8 protein-coding genes are annotated in these 16,259 nt (G+C 47.6%); 5 read left to right on the top strand and 3 right to left on the bottom strand.

Annotation, left to right across the window (positions count from 1 at the left end; translation table 11 throughout):
• Nucleotides 1-156: 156 nt before the first annotated feature.
• Genes ACRD7P_RS14425 through ACRD7P_RS14415 form a run of 3 tightly spaced genes read right to left on the bottom strand, consistent with a single transcriptional unit; the run spans nt 157 to nt 4,171 of the window.
• Entirely contained in the window at nt 157-1,419 is a 1,263-nt protein-coding gene (locus ACRD7P_RS14425) for an aspartate aminotransferase family protein (protein WP_430908339.1), read from the bottom strand.
• A 10-nt stretch (nt 1,420-1,429) separates the two neighbouring features.
• Nucleotides 1,430-2,920 carry an aldehyde dehydrogenase family protein gene (locus ACRD7P_RS14420; protein WP_430908338.1) on the bottom strand — a complete coding sequence of 497 codons (1,491 nt, stop codon included), beginning with the start codon at nt 2,918-2,920 and terminating at the stop codon, nt 1,430-1,432.
• 9 nt (nt 2,921-2,929) lie between these two features.
• Nucleotides 2,930-4,171, bottom strand: a complete 1,242-nt coding sequence (locus tag ACRD7P_RS14415; RefSeq protein WP_430908337.1) for a Zn-dependent hydrolase — start codon at nt 4,169-4,171, stop codon at nt 2,930-2,932.
• Between the two features lie 234 nt (nt 4,172-4,405).
• On the opposite strand from ACRD7P_RS14415, the gene ACRD7P_RS14410 reads away from it, so the two are divergent.
• From ACRD7P_RS14410 to ACRD7P_RS14390, 5 genes are all read left to right on the top strand, one after another.
• On the top strand, nt 4,406-5,806 hold the full coding sequence (locus tag ACRD7P_RS14410; protein ID WP_430908336.1) for an aminotransferase: 1,401 nt from the start codon (nt 4,406-4,408) through the stop codon (nt 5,804-5,806).
• Nucleotides 5,803-7,149, top strand: coding sequence for an agmatine deiminase family protein (locus ACRD7P_RS14405; RefSeq protein WP_430908335.1), 1,347 nt, complete (start codon nt 5,803-5,805; stop codon nt 7,147-7,149). The genes ACRD7P_RS14410 and ACRD7P_RS14405 overlap by 4 nt, the downstream gene beginning before the upstream one ends.
• Nucleotides 7,146-8,462: a serine hydrolase domain-containing protein gene (locus ACRD7P_RS14400; protein ID WP_430908334.1), complete on the top strand. Its 1,317-nt coding sequence runs from the start codon at nt 7,146-7,148 to the stop codon at nt 8,460-8,462. Before ACRD7P_RS14405 ends, ACRD7P_RS14400 begins: the two co-directional genes overlap by 4 nt.
• Nucleotides 8,462-9,817 carry a Na+/H+ antiporter NhaC family protein gene (locus ACRD7P_RS14395; protein WP_430908333.1) on the top strand — a complete coding sequence of 452 codons (1,356 nt, stop codon included), beginning with the start codon at nt 8,462-8,464 and terminating at the stop codon, nt 9,815-9,817. Before ACRD7P_RS14400 ends, ACRD7P_RS14395 begins: the two co-directional genes overlap by 1 nt.
• A 337-nt stretch (nt 9,818-10,154) precedes the next feature.
• A complete protein-coding gene (locus tag ACRD7P_RS14390) occupies nt 10,155-16,259 on the top strand; it encodes a choice-of-anchor D domain-containing protein (RefSeq protein ID WP_430908332.1) in 6,105 nt (2,034 codons plus the stop codon).

Here is a 16,259-nt window from a genome sequence, read left to right as displayed (position 1 = left end):
TTTGTTAAAAACCATATTAAATTTGAAAAATTTATCGTTTTCTCCGATTTTCTCAAAAAACAGCTTGTTTCAATTGTATATCGTTAGTTTACCTAGGCTATTTTTTAGAACTTCGTTTTTGCGCCTAGATCGTAATCGATAAAAAAGGGTGTTTTTTTAGTTGCTGGCCTTGTCCAACGCCTTTTCAAAAATGAGCAGCGCTTGTCGAAGTTGGCGTTCGGAAACGGTCAAGGGCGGTATCCAACGGATTACATTTTTATAGGTGCCACAACTGAGTAGTAGCAATCGTTGTTCCAGGCAATTTGAAAGCGTTTTTGAGGTGTTCAGGGCGTTATCGAATTCAACACCGATCATGAGTCCTTTGCCACGGACGTCGGTAATTATCGGATATTTTGATTGCAATACTTGTAAGGCTTCCATTAGAAGCTTCCCTTGTTGGGCGGCATTTTCAACCAGGTTTTCCTCTCGAAGGGTATCGATAGTGGCTATTGCCGCTGCTACGGGGACCATGCTCCCTCCTCCATAAGTACCTCCGTGCGTACCCGGTTTCCAGAGGTCCATAAGCGCTTTTGATGCGGCGATACCGGAAATCGGCAGTCCACTACCGAGACCCTTGGCCATCACCAAAATATCGGCCCTTACGTTGGCCTGTTCGTAACAGAAAAACGTACCTGTTCTTCCGAAGCCACTTTGTACTTCGTCGATGATCAACAAAATACCGTGCAAATCACATACCTCGCGCAATGCTTTTAAAAAGGATGCCGGCGCGGGAACGTAACCACCCTCGCCCAGCACGGGCTCAATGATTATTGCCGCTGTTTCGTGCGGAGCAGTCTGTCCGGACAGAACGAGGTCCAGTTGTTTTAAGCAAAAGGCAACCGTATCTTCTTCGGGCCACCCGTAAAAATGACTATAGGGAAAGGGTGCCACAAAAATTCCGGCAGGTAAGGGTTGAAAACGCTCCCTATAAATGGTTTTTGAGGTGGTCATGGCCATGGCCATGTGCGTTCGTCCATGAAAACTGCCCTGAAATACGATAATGTTGGTCCTTCCGGTAGCTGCGCGCGCCAATTTTATACTGGCCTCGGTAGCCTCGGCACCGCTATTCGAAAAGAAAAAGCTGGAAAAGTTTTCGGGTGTAACCTGGTTGAGTTTTTCCGCCAGTATCAAGGACGGTTCGGGAAGTACACAGTTCATTTGTGCAAACAGGAGCTGTTCGGCCTGCGATCGGATCGCTCGCACAATATTGGGATGGCAATGACCTGTATTGGTAACCCCTATGCCCGAGGTGAAATCCATATATTCCGTACCCTCCTTGTCATAGATGTAGATGCCCTTTCCGCGTACGGCCCTAACTTCGGTCAGGTGCGTCCATACGTTCGATAGTAGTTCCCTATTGCTGGTATGTTGATCGTTCATGGTTTCTATTTTAATAATTGAACCAAACGGCCTTTTCCTTCGTGTATAATTGTAAGGCACTTTCCCCCATCTCCTTGCCGATGCCACTTTGCTTAAAACCACCAAAGGGTACGGCAGGATCGAACTGATCATAACCGTTGATCCAAACGGTGCCAGCATCCATTTGGTCGGCAAAACGCAAGGCTTTGGAGCTATCCGTAGTCCAAACTGCAGCGGCCAGCCCATAGTCGGAATTGTTGGCCCTTGCCAAAACCTCCTCAAAACTGTCAAAGGCCGATACCACCACTACGGGCCCAAAAATTTCTTCTTGAACCAATTGCAGACTGTCGTTGTTGTGAACAAAAATGGTAGGTTCCAAAAAGTAGCCGTTTTGCAAGTGTGGTACCGTAAAACGTTCGCCCCCGAGTACGAGGTCGCCACCCTCTTCGTTCCCTGTTTTTATGGCCTTGGTGACCCGATCAAGCTGCTGTTGGCTGATCAGGGGCCCCAGATCGGGATCTTTTAGGCCAATGTCCATTTGTAATTTTTTGGTTTCTTCGATCAGCCCGTCGACCACTTGTTGAAAAGCTTCCTTTTGGATGTAGATGCGAGATCCCAGGGTGCATTCTTGCCCGGAGTTGTAAAAACTGGTCCAGTGGAGGGCCTTGGAGACCTTGTCCATAGGCGCATCTGCAAAAATAACATTGGGCGACTTGCCGCCCAGTTCCAGGGAAACACTCTTGAGATTGCTCTGTGCGGCTTTTTGCATAATGTTTTTTCCCACGGCGGTAGAACCGGTAAAACTGATTTTATGGATGCCCGGGTGGCGCACCAATGCCTCCCCGGTGGGGTCGCCGGGCCCCGTAACGATATTGACCACCCCTTTTGGGAAACCGGCTTCAATAATCAATTTGCCAAGGTACAGTGCCGTCAACGAGGTTTGTTCGGCAGGTTTTAAAATACAGCAATTACCGCAGGCCAGGGCGGGTGCCAATTTCCAGGCGCACATCATCAGGGGGAAGTTCCAGGGAACGATCAGCCCGACCACGCCCAAAGGTTCCCGCTTGGTATATACCAATTGGTTTTCTGCCGAGGGAAGTGTGCTACCGGTAATTTTGGTGGCCCATCCCGCATAGTAACGAAAATGCGCGATGGTCGATTTTACGTCGTACTCGGCTTTTCCGATGGGCTTCCCGTTATCCAAGGTTTCCAGTTCCATGAAGATTTGGATGTCCCTTTCGATCAGATCGGCCAACTTCCACATGAGCAAAGAGCGTTGTGCCGGGGGACTGCTTTTCCACGTTCCGCTAAAGGCTTTTTGTGCGGCCAGCACTGTTTTATCAATATCTTTGGCTCCTGCCAAAGGAATATGGGTCAACACCTTTCCAGTGCCCGGGTCGATACTTTCAAACACCGCTTCATTTTCGGAAACGGCCCATTCCCCATCGATCAACATTTTTTGTGGCCCTTTTAAAAAGGCTTGGGTCCGTGGTTGTAATGTAGGGTTTTCCGATGTGCTCATAATATGGTGTTAGGAGTTAAAAGTAGTATTAAGATGTAGTATGGCATGAAGCAACACATTGGTACCGTCGGCGGCATCCTGTATGCGTATCGATTCGTTTTCGTTATGGCTTATCCCGTCCTTACAAGGGATGAAAATCATGCTCGTGGGCATTACCCGCGACAGGTATACGGCATCATGGCCGGCACCGCTGACCATTTCCAACGCAGGGATATTCAAGGTTTGCGTTGCGTCGCGTACCGCTTCGATACATTTCTCGTTAAAGCGGACTGGAGGTGCATTCCATATTTCATCGAGTTGTACGTGTACCCCATCAGTGTCGTTATTATCGTTGACCAGGGCATGCAATATCTGATGCATGTTATCCAATGTTTCCCCATCAGGATGACGAATGTCCACGGTCGCCGTTACTTTGTTGGGAACGGTATTGCGAACTCCGGGAACCGTATTGATAGTGCCTACGGTCACCCTTGCCTCAGGGCCATGTTCCCGTATGGAGGTATAAATTTGCTGTAATACCTGCAGTGCCTTTTGAACGGGGTCTTTACGCAGTTCCATAGGACAGGGTCCGGCATGTGTCTCTTCTCCCGTTATCGTTAGGTCGTACCAGCGGATACCTTGTACTCCGGTGACAATACCAACGGATTTGCCTATATTTTCCAAGATCGGTCCCTGTTCTATATGCAATTCCAAGGCAGCATAATACTGCGGTTCCTCTGTAGTAATAGGCCCCTTGTACCCGATATCTTCTAGGGCGTGGCCAAGCGTAATACCGTTCTTGTCCACTCTGGTGTAGGCATGCTCCAAGGAAAAAACGCCTGCAAAAACACCTGAAGCGAGCATGGCGGGAGCAAAACGGGCCCCTTCTTCGTTCGTCCAAGAAACCAGTTCCAACGGAAAGGTCGTTGTAAGGTTGAGGTCGTTCAATGTTTCAAAAACTTCTAAGCCGGCCAAAACCCCGTAGGCGCCATCATACTTTCCTCCGGTAGGTTGACTGTCCAAATGGCTTCCGATCAGTACCGCGGGCAAATCGTTCCGAATTCCCGCCCGTCTGGCAAAAATATTGCCCATCGCATCGATACGTATGGTACAGCCCAACGCCTTGCACCAATCGATAAAAAGCTCCCTACTCGCTTTATCTTCCTTGGTCAATGCCAATCGGCGAACACCGCCCTTGGGGGTAGCGCCTATTTTTGCCATATCCGCTATCCGCTGCCAAAGCCGATCTTTATCGATACCTGTAGATCCCATAATTTTTTGTCCATTGTTTAGTGGGTGTGGAAAATAGCAAATTCGAATAACAGATTTGCTTTTTTTCGAAAAAAAGAATAAAAATTGCAAATTCTGTCGAAAAAGAAATGGAATATTATGATTTTTTTTAAAATGAACTGTATTTTGAAATATTTTTGATTTAATTCGTACCTTGGAAAATGCTTTTGAAATGTGAAGTGCAAATTGCGTAAAAGCCAAACCTAAACGACCATTATGGGATCAGATACTGCCATAGCCAACAAAACCACCCTTTGGAAAAAGGATAAAGACCATTTCTTTCATCCCTACACCAACTTTAAAACGTTCGATGAGCAAGGCTCCACCATTTATGCCAGTGGTCGCGATCATTTTATCTATGATGAGACCGGCAACGAATATTTGGACGGTATCGCCGGACTTTGGTGTGTAAACATTGGTCATGGAAATCGGGAAATGGCCGATTTGATGGCCGAACAGGCCGCAAAACTTGCTTACTACAATACCTTTGGCGGCGCCTCTTCGCCACCGGCCGCCCAACTGGCGGCAAAATTGGCCGAACTGGCCCCGAGTACCCTGAACAAAACGTTTTTTGGAACAGGGGGGTCCATGGCGAACGATACTGCTGTAAAAATTGCCCATTATTACTTTAACATTAAGGGCAAACCACACAAAAAGAAAATTATCTCCAGGGATCTGGGGTACCATGGGAGTACGTATTTGGCGCATGCCCTTACGGGAATAGCGTCGACCCATATCGGTTTTGACCTCCCCATCGATGGCCTTGTACACCATGTTACCGCTCCCTATGAATATCGAAAACCTGCCGATGCCGAGCACATGGATTTTTGCGACTACCTCTTGGAAGACCTTGAGCATACCATATTGGAGCTCGGTGCCGATACCATTGCAGCCTTTATCGCTGAACCGATCATGGGTGCCGGAGGGGTCATCGTACCGCCAAAGGAATACAACCGGCGTACATGGGAACTCTGTAAGAAATACGAAATATTGTATATCGCCGATGAGGTGGTTACCGCCTTTGGGCGTTTGGGGCACATGTTCGCTTCGGAGGCCGTGTTTGGCGTGCAACCCGATATATTGGTGTTGGCAAAAGGAATTTCTTCGGGCTATGTGCCGTTGGGCGCTACTATGATTACCGATGAAATTTACGATGTAATCAGTACCCCCAAAGATGCCAATCCATACTTTTCGCATGGTTTTACCTACTCTGGCCATGCCCTGGCCTGTGCGGTAGGGTTAAAGAATATAGCGATTATGGAACGTACCGAGCGGTGTGAACATGTTCGGGAACATGGTCCTTATTTTGAACAACGGTTGCGGGAATTGGAAAAATACCCAATAGTGGGCGAAGTACGCGGAAGTCATTTCATGTTGGGAATCGAGTTTGTGTCCGATAAGGCGACAAAGGCTTCCTTTGATCCCGACCAATACGATGTAACCGACCGAATTTTCAGCCATTGTAAACAGTTGGGGGCCATTGTGCGTCCCGTAGGACCTATAGTGGTATTGTCACCACCATTGACCTTCGATAGAAAAGCGATTGATCGGATGGTGGAAATCCTCTCCAAAGCCATTGAAAAGGTGTTGGACGAATTAAAAGAACGTTCGGTATGAACACTGTCAAAAATCGATTTTTTCCGTTCTTAGCGGTGGTTGTAGGTTGTGTTTTCAATCATAGCTGCAAAGAGGTGTCGCCAACACCATCCAAGGCTGAAAACGACACGGAACCCGCAGAGTCGGCGAACGTTGTGCGCCAAGCGGCCGAATTTGAAGCGCAAGAGGCCCTTTGGCTTATTTGGAACCCCTATGACCATAAAAAAGGAGCATCCAATGCATCGGTTGTACAACAATTGGTCGATTTGGTAAAGGAGCATCAAAAAGTGGTGTTGGCCGTTGCCGATTCTACCGTTTACAAGGATGCCGTTTCCCATCTTTTACCAAGCATTCGGGAACATCCCAATGTGGTATTTGCATTTGTCCCTTCCGTACAATTCTGGACCCGGGATATGGGCCCCTCCTTTGTAAACCTAAGGGATGGAACGCTTGCGGTGGCCGATTTCAATTTTAACTCGTGGGGGTACGCAACGGTAGACGATGCCGATAATCAGATAGAGGAGGCCTTCGACAGGTTGGCCGCGAAACAGCTAGGCCTCCCCATTGTTCGCTCCAAAATGATCAGTGAGGGCGGAAACAGGGAAGTAAACGGCAAGGGGGTATTAGTAACCGTGGAAACGGTGGAACAGGGAAGAAATCCATCGCTTTCCAAACCAGAAATGGAAGCCGAGTTTCAACGGATGCTCGGTGTAAAAAAGACGATTTGGCTAAAAGAGGGCCTCAAGGAGGATGAACATACCTTTTTAGGGCCGATAAAGACCAATGACGGTTTTGATGCCTACACGGTGGTGACCACGAACGGACATGTAGATGAATTTGCCCGTTTCATAAACGATTCCACACTATTGTTGGCCGAGGTCGATAGCATTCAATTGCAGTCGGGCGACCCTATCGCCTTGGAGAACCATCGGCGATTGGAAGAGAATTTTAATATCTTAAAGCGGGCCACCGATGTCGATGGCAAGCCTTTTACCATTGTTCGTTTCCCGATGCCCGACCCCATATATGCCAGTATGGAACCAGGGGACGAGGTATACGACTATATCGAAACCTTGGATTATAACAAGGGTACCGCCCCTTTTCCAAAAGGAAAAAAAGTACAGGTAATCGCGGCCGCAAGCTACCTGAATTTCATTATTACGAACAAGCTCGTTATCGGCCAAAAATATGCCGATGACACGGAAACGGGGAGAGCGGTGGCTCTGGACAGTATTGCAAAAAGTATCCTTCAGCAAGTGTTTCCCGAAAGAGCGGTCCACATGGTCGATGCCCTTGCCGTAAACCTTGGCGGAGGTGGGGTACACTGTATTTCGATCCATCAACCAAAACATCATGTCCAATGAAAGGAACACGCTATATGATCGCCCTATTATTTTTGGTTTCAGTTGGTATTTTTGGCAGTTGTAAAGAAACCGAAGCACCGGTCGAAGAACCAATAGCGGCTCCGGAGCCCCAACCAGACCTGTCCACCGCAATGCAGAAGGTGTTCGACGATTTTGAACTGGTGGGCATGTCGGTCGCGCTGATCCATAAGGGTTCGGTCGCTTGGGAAGGGCACTACGGATTGGCCAACGTAAAAAAGGAGGTCCCTATCGATGGCGCTACCAAATATCGCATCGCTTCCATATCAAAAACGATTACGGCCATTGCCCTAATGCAATTGTACGAACAAGGGCTGGTGGCTTTGGATGAAGATATCGGCACCTACTTGGGATGGCAGCTGCGCAATCCGAACCATCCGGAAATTCCCATTACCTTGCGGCAACTGATGAGCCATACCAGTAGTCTCAGGGACGGTCAGGGCTATTTCGATTTTTCAAGGGAAATGGTGGCCCAAGAGCTGCCCATCGAATCCCTTTTTACTGAAGACGGGGACTATTATACCGCAGACCTGTTCGACGATAGAAGACCAAGCGATTTTTTCACCTATACCAACTGTAGTTGGGGGCTTGTCGCTTCCATTGTGGAACGGGCGAGCGGCATGCATTTCGACCGTTACTGTCAAAAGAATATTTTTGAGCCTATGGGGCTTAAGGCCAACTTTAATGTAGCACAACTCGAAGATACCGACAAGCTGGCGGCATTATATCGGTATGAAAACGGTGCGTGGAACGCCCAAGTTGACGATTATACCGAGACAGCTCCAGTAGAAAGGCGCTATGGGTCGTACACCGCTGGACGAAACGGCCTGCTGTTCGGCCCTCAAGGAAGCCTGCGCGCGTCGACGGACGATTTGATCGCTATTGCGAAACTGTTTTTTAACCGGGGCACCTACAATGGAAATACGATTTTGAGTGCGGAAAGTATCGACAAAATGACGGCTCGGGAATGGGTATTTTCCGGAGCGAACGGGGATACCTGGGAAGGCTTTTTCAATGCTTATGGTCTGGGAATACATTGTGTTTTGAATGCTCCTAAAGGAGATATTATTTTTCCCGACCGAAAAATGATCGGCCATCCCGGAATCGCATATGGACTGTTGAGCGATCTTTACATTGATCCGGTTTCCGAGAGTGGTGTAGTATTCATTACCAACGGGAGCAAAAAGGAATACAAATACGGAAAGGACTCCTCCTTTTATGGGGTTGAAGAAGCAGTTTTTAAACAACTATACCCGTACCTTAAAACCCTTGAATCCGCAAATACCGTTTTTTGATGGAAACTTTCGGTTTATGGAGCTTGCTCCCCACTTTAGTGGTCGTTCTTCTTGCGCTTTTTACCAAAAGAACCTTTGAATCCCTTTTGGGCGGAAGCCTGGTCGGATTTCTTATTTTGGCCCCGAACAAATTTTATTCCGGATTCATCGATACCTTGCTTTCGGTATTGCAAGATGCTACCATCGCATGGATCGTTTTGGTGTGTGGCCTTTTTGGTTCCTTGGTGCATTTATTGACCGTTTCCGGAGGTACAAAAGCATTTTCGGATTACTTGCTGCGCTATGTTAGGGGGCGTAAGAGTGCGCTCTTGATCACTTGGGCCATGGGGTTGTTGATTTTTATAGACGATTACCTGAACGCGCTCACGGTGGGGACTTCCATGAAAAAAGTGACCGACAAGTTTAAGGTTCCCAGGGAAATGTTGGCCTACATTGTGGACTCGACCGCAGCGCCGATCTGTGTGCTGATCCCCTTGTCTACCTGGGCCATCTATGTGGCGGGCCTCTTAGAAAGTGAGGGTGTGGCACTGGCGGGCGAGGGCACTATGGCGTACTTGAAAGCCATCCCCTTTATTTTGTACGGTTGGATCGCCGCCATTATGGTACCCTTCGTGGCTACGGGTATCGTTCCGCCTTTGGGTGCTATGAAAAAGGCAGAGGAAAGGGCCAAAACGGGTATGTTGGTCCCTGCCGATTCTGAAGCGATAGCCATGGAAGTCCCGGAGGTGAAGCATAAAAATCCAAAGATGCTCCATTTTGTATTGCCCATACTGGTGCTGATAGCGGCAACGATTTTCTTTGAGATCGATGCGTTGAAAGGGATTGTTTTTGCACTGTTGTTTACCGTAGTGTACTTCGCAATCGGGAAAGTAAGTAGTCTGGTGGATGCTATGGAGGGCATTTTTTCAGGTTTCAAAAGTATGCTATATGCCCTGGCCATTGTAGTAATGTCCTTTGTTTTAAAGGAAGTCAACGATTCCCTTGGATTGACGACCTATATTGTGGATGCGGTATCCCCTATTTTGAGCAAAGAACTTTTGCCCGTCGTGGCATTTGTTTCCCTGGCCTTGGTTACCTTTTCAACGGGTTCCTTTTGGGGAGTGTACGCCATTTCCCTCCCCATAATCGTACCGCTTGCTCAAAGTATGGGGGTAGACATCTTTCTTGCGATCGGTGCCGTGATCAGTGCGGGGGCCTTTGGGTCGCATGCCTGTTTTTATGGAGATGCCACTGTGCTCAGTGCCAGTGCCACGGGCTGTAACAATGTGGCACATGCCATTACCCAATTGCCCTATACTTTGCTCAGCGGTTTTTTAAGTGCCCTGGGTTATCTTTTGTTGGGATATTTACTCTAAAAAAGCGCGCTTCTTTTTTTGCTTTTCCGTGGATGATTCCGGACGGGTTCAATGGCGGGATAAATCTGAAATGTTATTTTTTTTGGTAGCTAGCAACGCCTATTATGGTATTTCGAAGGCAGTTTATAAAGCTGTTGAAAATGAGCATGCTAGCGTACTTGTTTAAAGATTAAACGTTTAATTATTTTTTGTAGGGCACGGGAATTCCTTTTTGGATCGAAATCAGTTGTCAATTTGTGATAAATGAGGTGATTATATGCACAAAAGACCATTAAAACTTGCAGGAATTGGATGTAAGAATTATTTTCATCCCCTCACTAATTTAAAAACACTTTATATGAAACAGAATTACATTGTAAGTGGTAAGAAATTGCGCGATTATTTTCGCCGCTCTTATCATTTAAGTACCGTTATTTTTGTGTTTCTTTTGGCGGGCATCCAGATGTCCCAGGCCCAAAAAGGAATGCAAAGAATGCCTGGTGTACCGGTCGTTTGTCCGGCTAACTACGAGGATCAGCACTCCCGAATGGCGATGAGCCAGATGGCGGCGAAAAAATCATCGGCGCTTGTGGGTAAAAAACAGGCTACGGCCGAACTCTTGATTACATTCGGTCCCGGTGCAGAAGGGAATACCGACGTACAAGAGGCATTTCAGTTCGCATTGGACATTTGGTCGGAAGAGATCGTATCATCAGAACCGATTCGTATTTTTGCCGATTTCGCGAATTTGGGTACCGGGGTACTTGCATCTGCAGGACCGACCACGTTAATATCCAACTTTCCGAACGCACCGGTGCCGGACGTTTTTTTTCCGATAGCATTGGCAAATTCCCTAGCGGGAGAAGACCTTGCTCCGGATGAAGAATTTGATCTGGTAGTGAATATCGGGAACGGTATTCCTTGGTATTTCGGTACCGATGGAAATACTCCTGCCGGACAGTTCGACTTTGTTACCGTAGCGCTTCATGAAGCAGGCCACGGTCTTGGTTTTATCGACGGTGGAAACGTAAATAACTCTACCGGGGTAGGAAACATCAATGGAGGGGGCAATCCTTTCATTTTTGACACCTTTATTGTAGATGGTGACGGAAATTCCGTTTTGGACCTTCCCAACCCTTCTACGGAACTGGGCGATTTCTTGACCAGCGGTGACGTTTTTGTAAACGGACAGTTTGCAATAGAGGCGTTGAACGGCGTTTCTCCGGAGCTTTTTGCTCCCGACCCGTTCCAAGGCGGCTCCAGTATCGCTCACTGGGACGAGGCTGCCTTCCCTGCGGGGGACATCAATTCCTTGATGAGCCCACAGGTAGGTGCTTCCGAATCCAACTTCGATATCGGACCCATCACTAGGGGCCATTTCCGCGATATGGGATGGGTACTTGCTGCACAAGCACCCGTAATTGCTTCGCCAACGGTTTTTACCGAAGAATTGAACGTTGGGGAGGTTGTTACCAGAGAGGTAACGGTTACCAACAGTTCCGAAAATCCGGTTTCTATCGCCTTTTTGGCGCCGGCCACCGCGTATGAGCTTATCGAAAGCGTTACTCCAGAAACATTGGAAGTTCCTGCAGGAGGTTCATCGGTGATTACAGTAACCCTTAATACGACAGGTGTTGCCAAAGGATCATACGAAGAGACCGTTGATTTTGACATTATCGGTTTTGACGGAATCTTGGATATCGATTTCAATATTCGGGTCCTTGATGGAACCGAAGCACCATCGATCGCCGTTAATCCGTTCTCTTTTGAGGAGGTTGTTGAACAGTTAAAAATCGTTACTAGGGAACTGACCATAGAAAATGTTGGTGATGCCGATCTTACTTATCAGATTTCCCTCAATAACGAAGAGCAGGTAACTTTTGATAGTAGAGTTGCACAAACGACATCCGCTATTCAAGCCAACGGTTTCCAACAAGTATCTTCTTCGGCCTTGTCGTCCGATAAGGGATTAGCCTCTTCGTTACGTGCGGAAGGCCCTTTGAACAAGGTGATCTCCAGTTTGTACGCTACCGGGTTTGAAGATTTTACCGTAGGAGATTTGAACGGTCAAGGTGGATGGTCCACACAACCTGCAAACTTTTTTACCATTACGGATGCAAACGCCTTTGAAGGTGGATTGCACACAAGGGGTACTACAGATGGTTCGGCGACAACGGCTTTGGCCTTTTCACCGCTCATCACCCCGGGCAACGAGCCCTTTATGGTAGCTACTGCCCAGGTCAACCTTCAAGGTTCCGGGTCTAGCTTTGAGATCATACCACAATCGCCAGCTGCAGGATCTGTAATAACAAGAGTGCGTTTTAATGGCGATGGTACCGTAGATATCCTTGACGGAAATACTGGTGGTTTTACCCCGATAAACGTAACGGTTCCAACAGGATACTTTGAAGTGCGTATCGTTGTGGACAAGGACGATTTCGCCACACAGGTATATTTTGACGATGCCTTGGTGTTTTCAGGGCTTGGTTTTGCCGGAATCATCGAGCAGGTAGTATTGCTTTCAGATAACGTTGCTGCAGGTTCCACTTTTGATGTGGACAATGTAGAGGTTGTCGATGGTGATGAAAACGCCTTCTTTTTAACCGTATCGCCAACGGCCGGAACGGTAGTAGATGGTGACGATGCCACCTTGCAGGTGAAGTTCGATGCCCGTACTTTGGAACCGGGCGTATACAATGCTACTATAAACATTAGCAGTAACGACACGGAGAACCCCACTATAGATGTACCGGTTACCCTTACCGTAGTATCACCACCATCAATTGTAATCGCTCCGGATACTTTGAGCGAATCGGTTGATGTAACGGTGGATGTACCAGCTGTTAAAACCGCTACGTTCACCATTACTAACGAAGGGGACACCGCTTTGGACTTTGCTGCAGGAATTGGGGCAACGGTTTTCAACGCGCCCGATACCGGAGAAACCGAACAGGCCATTGCAGCTTTGGACCTACGAAAGTACGGTCTCGGCAGCTCCAACGGAGGTACCCTTCAAGCGGCAGGAATCAAAAAAGGATTGCAGCTTTCAAGAGCGCAACAACAACTTGCGAACTCCACGGTTTTCATCGATTCTATTTTCTATGATACCGGTGTCAACGTTGCCGACGATTTTGTTGGCTTGAATGACGGTGTTCCCGTAGCTATCGGTGTTAAGTTCGATGCGGAAACAGAGTTTACCTTAAACGCTGTTCGAAACGCATACCGTACCGAAGCGCTTACCGAAGCAACTATTATTTTGGAAATCTATAGAGGAGGAGCTACGCCGGATGCCGGTGAGTTGCTTACTTCCCAAGTGATTACCCAAACCAGTGAAGAAGGTATTTTCTTGGAAGAGGTTTTGGAAGAGTCACAGACTTTCGCCGCTGGCGAATCGTTTTGGATCGTACACAAATACCCGGAGGGAATCGACTTTCCACAAGGATCGTTCAATACGGACAGTGTTCGCCCCGACACCTACTTTTTCAGTAGTGATGGAGGTGAATCCTACACCAACTTGGACAATTTTGCCTTTTTGACCAGGGCGTTGAGCGGAGGAGGAGATTCCTATATTACGCTAAGCCCATCAAGAGGCAGTGTTGCCTCAGGCGAGTCTGTGGAAGTAGAGGTCGTTTTCGATGGCTCTGAATTGGCCAACGGTATTTTTGAGACCGGTATCCTTGTCAGCAGCAATGATCCCATAACACCGACCGCTATAGTGGCGACCACTTTTGAGGTTTCCGGTCAAGTTAGTGGCATCGATGTTTCCGAAGAATTATTGTTGTTCAACGATGTATTTATCGGCAACAGTAAGCAAGAGACGTTTACCATTACCAATACAGGGCTAGCCCAATTGAACGTTTCGGAAATTGCCTCCGACAATGAAGATTTTGTCGTTGAGCCGTCATCTGCGGTGATCAATGCCGGTGAGGAGTTGGAAGTAACGGTTACTTTCGCACCTACCACAACGGGTAACGTCAATGGTATCATTTCGATATCCAGTGATGCAACCGATGCTACGGATGCCATTGAAGTGATCGTGAACGGAATTGGAGTGAACCCTCCGAAAGCGTTCTTAGATCCTCAAGAGCTTTTTGTTACTACCGATCGCGGTACCACCGTAACAAAAGAGGTTGTTTTGAGAAATGACGGTAGTGCACCGTTAACCTATTCGTTCCCTGACCTTGCTTTGGCGAGAGCACTTGCACGGCCAGATGTTCAGTTCAATAATACGGAATTGATCACGTTCGAGAATACGACCGCCAAGCCTCAAAAAGGATTTAAGGATTCTAGGGTAGGCCATCAAGTACGATACAGTGTTGGAACGGATACAAAATTCGGATACAGCTGGATCGATAGTGATGAGGAAGGCGGACCGGTATATGCCGCTTTTGATATTCGTGATATCGGTACCGACCTTACGGAATTCGTTGGGGCGGATGGAACGGTAGAAATTACCCTTCCTTACTCCATCAATTATTATGGAACCAGCTATGAGAGTTTGTTCGTAAATGCAAACGGTTTTGTGTCTTTTGAGGCACCGACCACACCTTTCACTTTTCTGAACGAACAAATTCCTGTTGCCGATGGGGTAAACAATGTTATCGCTCCAATGTGGGTAGATATTGAGCCACAAAACGGCGGTAGTGTACATATTGCCACTTTTGCCGATGCGGCAGTGGTACAATGGTCCGATGCACCGATCTTTTTAGGTGTTGAAGGCGAAGCGGTAACGTTCAAAGTAGTCCTCTTTACCGATGGTAGCATCGAGTTCTTGTACGACGACGTTGACGGAGCTTCTTTTAACGACCTTGGTACCGTAGGTATCGAGAACGCCGCTGGTGACGATGGTGCTCAGGTGGCTTTCAACACACCTTACATCAAGGACGGTTTGGCAGTACGTTTTGTGCGTCCGCAAGTACCTACCATCGACTTTATCAGTGACGTTACCCCATTATCGGGTGTCGTAGCCGCAGGTGGTTCCAAAACCATAAATGTAACCTTGGACGCCACAACGTTGGAGCCAGGTACCTATATGGATGAATTGACCGTTTCGAGCAACGCTCCGGACAAGCAATTCAGTACTACCGCTATCGAACTTACGGTAGTGGATGTTCCAGAAGTAGTAAGCTTGACGTTGATCAATGCCGATACCGACGAACCTATTGCAGTAATCAACGATGGGGATACCATCGATTTCCGAATTTACGATACCGCTAATTTCAATGTGGAAGCCAATATTGGTGACTTGGCACCGAGAAGTGTCGTTTTTGATTTCAATGGAGTAGAACGTTTCCGAAGAGAGAACGAAGCACCATACGCCCTTGGCGGAGACCGAAGAGGCGATTTCAGAAGAGTCGACTTTATCGATGGTGTGAATACCATTACGGCTACGCCATATACCGCAAGAGGCGGTAGGGGTGATGCAGGTATCGCGAAAACGGTCACTTTTGAAATTATCGGAGGTGTATTGCCGGAAGTAGAAAGCTTTACGCTGATCAATGCCGATACCAATGAAGCGATCGGTCCTTTGAGCGATGGTGATGTATTGGACGTGAGCACTTTTGATACCGCTAACTTCAGTGTGGTTGCCAATGTAGGCGCACTAGAGGCCGGTAGTGTCATATTTGACTTCAACGGTGTCACCGAGTTTAGGAGACAGAACAGTGCGCCATATGCACTAGGTGGTGAAAGAGACGGAAATTTCCGTAAAGTACCATTTGCGTTGGGTGCCAATACCATAACCGCTACTCCGTATACCAAAAGAGGTGGTAGAGGTGATGCGGGAACCGCGAACACCATCAATTTTGAAGTGGTAAGTCCGGACGCTCCTGAAATTGGGAGACTTGTTTTGGTCAATGCCGATACGAACGAAGAAATCGGCACCATCGGTGACGGTGACGTATTGGATTTGAGCCAGTATCCGACAACGGGTCTGAGCATTATCGCAGAAACTGAAGGTGAAGGCGTTGGAAGTGTGCTTTTCGACTTTAACGGTATCAGAGGATATCAAACCGAAAATGCCGCACCATATGCCTTGAACGGTGATCGTCGTGGTAGGTATAAGCCTACGTTCTTTGCTCCTGGTGTAAACGTGCTTACGGCAAGATTATACACGGAAAAAAGAGGTGGCGGTCTTCTGACCGATGAAATTACCATTTCATTTGAAGTATTACCGGTAACCAATGCCGCTTCCAAGGAAATCAATTCCAGTGCGGCAAAGGTATATCCTAACCCAGTGGTCGATGTTGCTAATTTTGATATGAGCGATTCCGGACAACAAGTACTGAACGGTACCTTGTTCAACCTTTTGGGTCAGCTGGTAATGCCTACTTTCGATTTTGAGGTGAACGATCGCGGAAACGCGTTCTTGGATATGACGAACCTTTCACAAGGCACGTACATCCTTAGGTTGACCAACGATCAGGGAGAGATTGTATCACAGGTAAAAGTACTGAAGCAATAA

Source organism: Maribacter sp. 2-571 (genome assembly GCF_050589625.1).
In the GTDB taxonomy this organism is placed as follows: domain Bacteria; phylum Bacteroidota; class Bacteroidia; order Flavobacteriales; family Flavobacteriaceae; genus Pelagihabitans.
The sequence above is the reverse complement of the archived record's forward strand: the minus strand, read 5'-3'. Positions and strand labels throughout refer to the sequence as shown.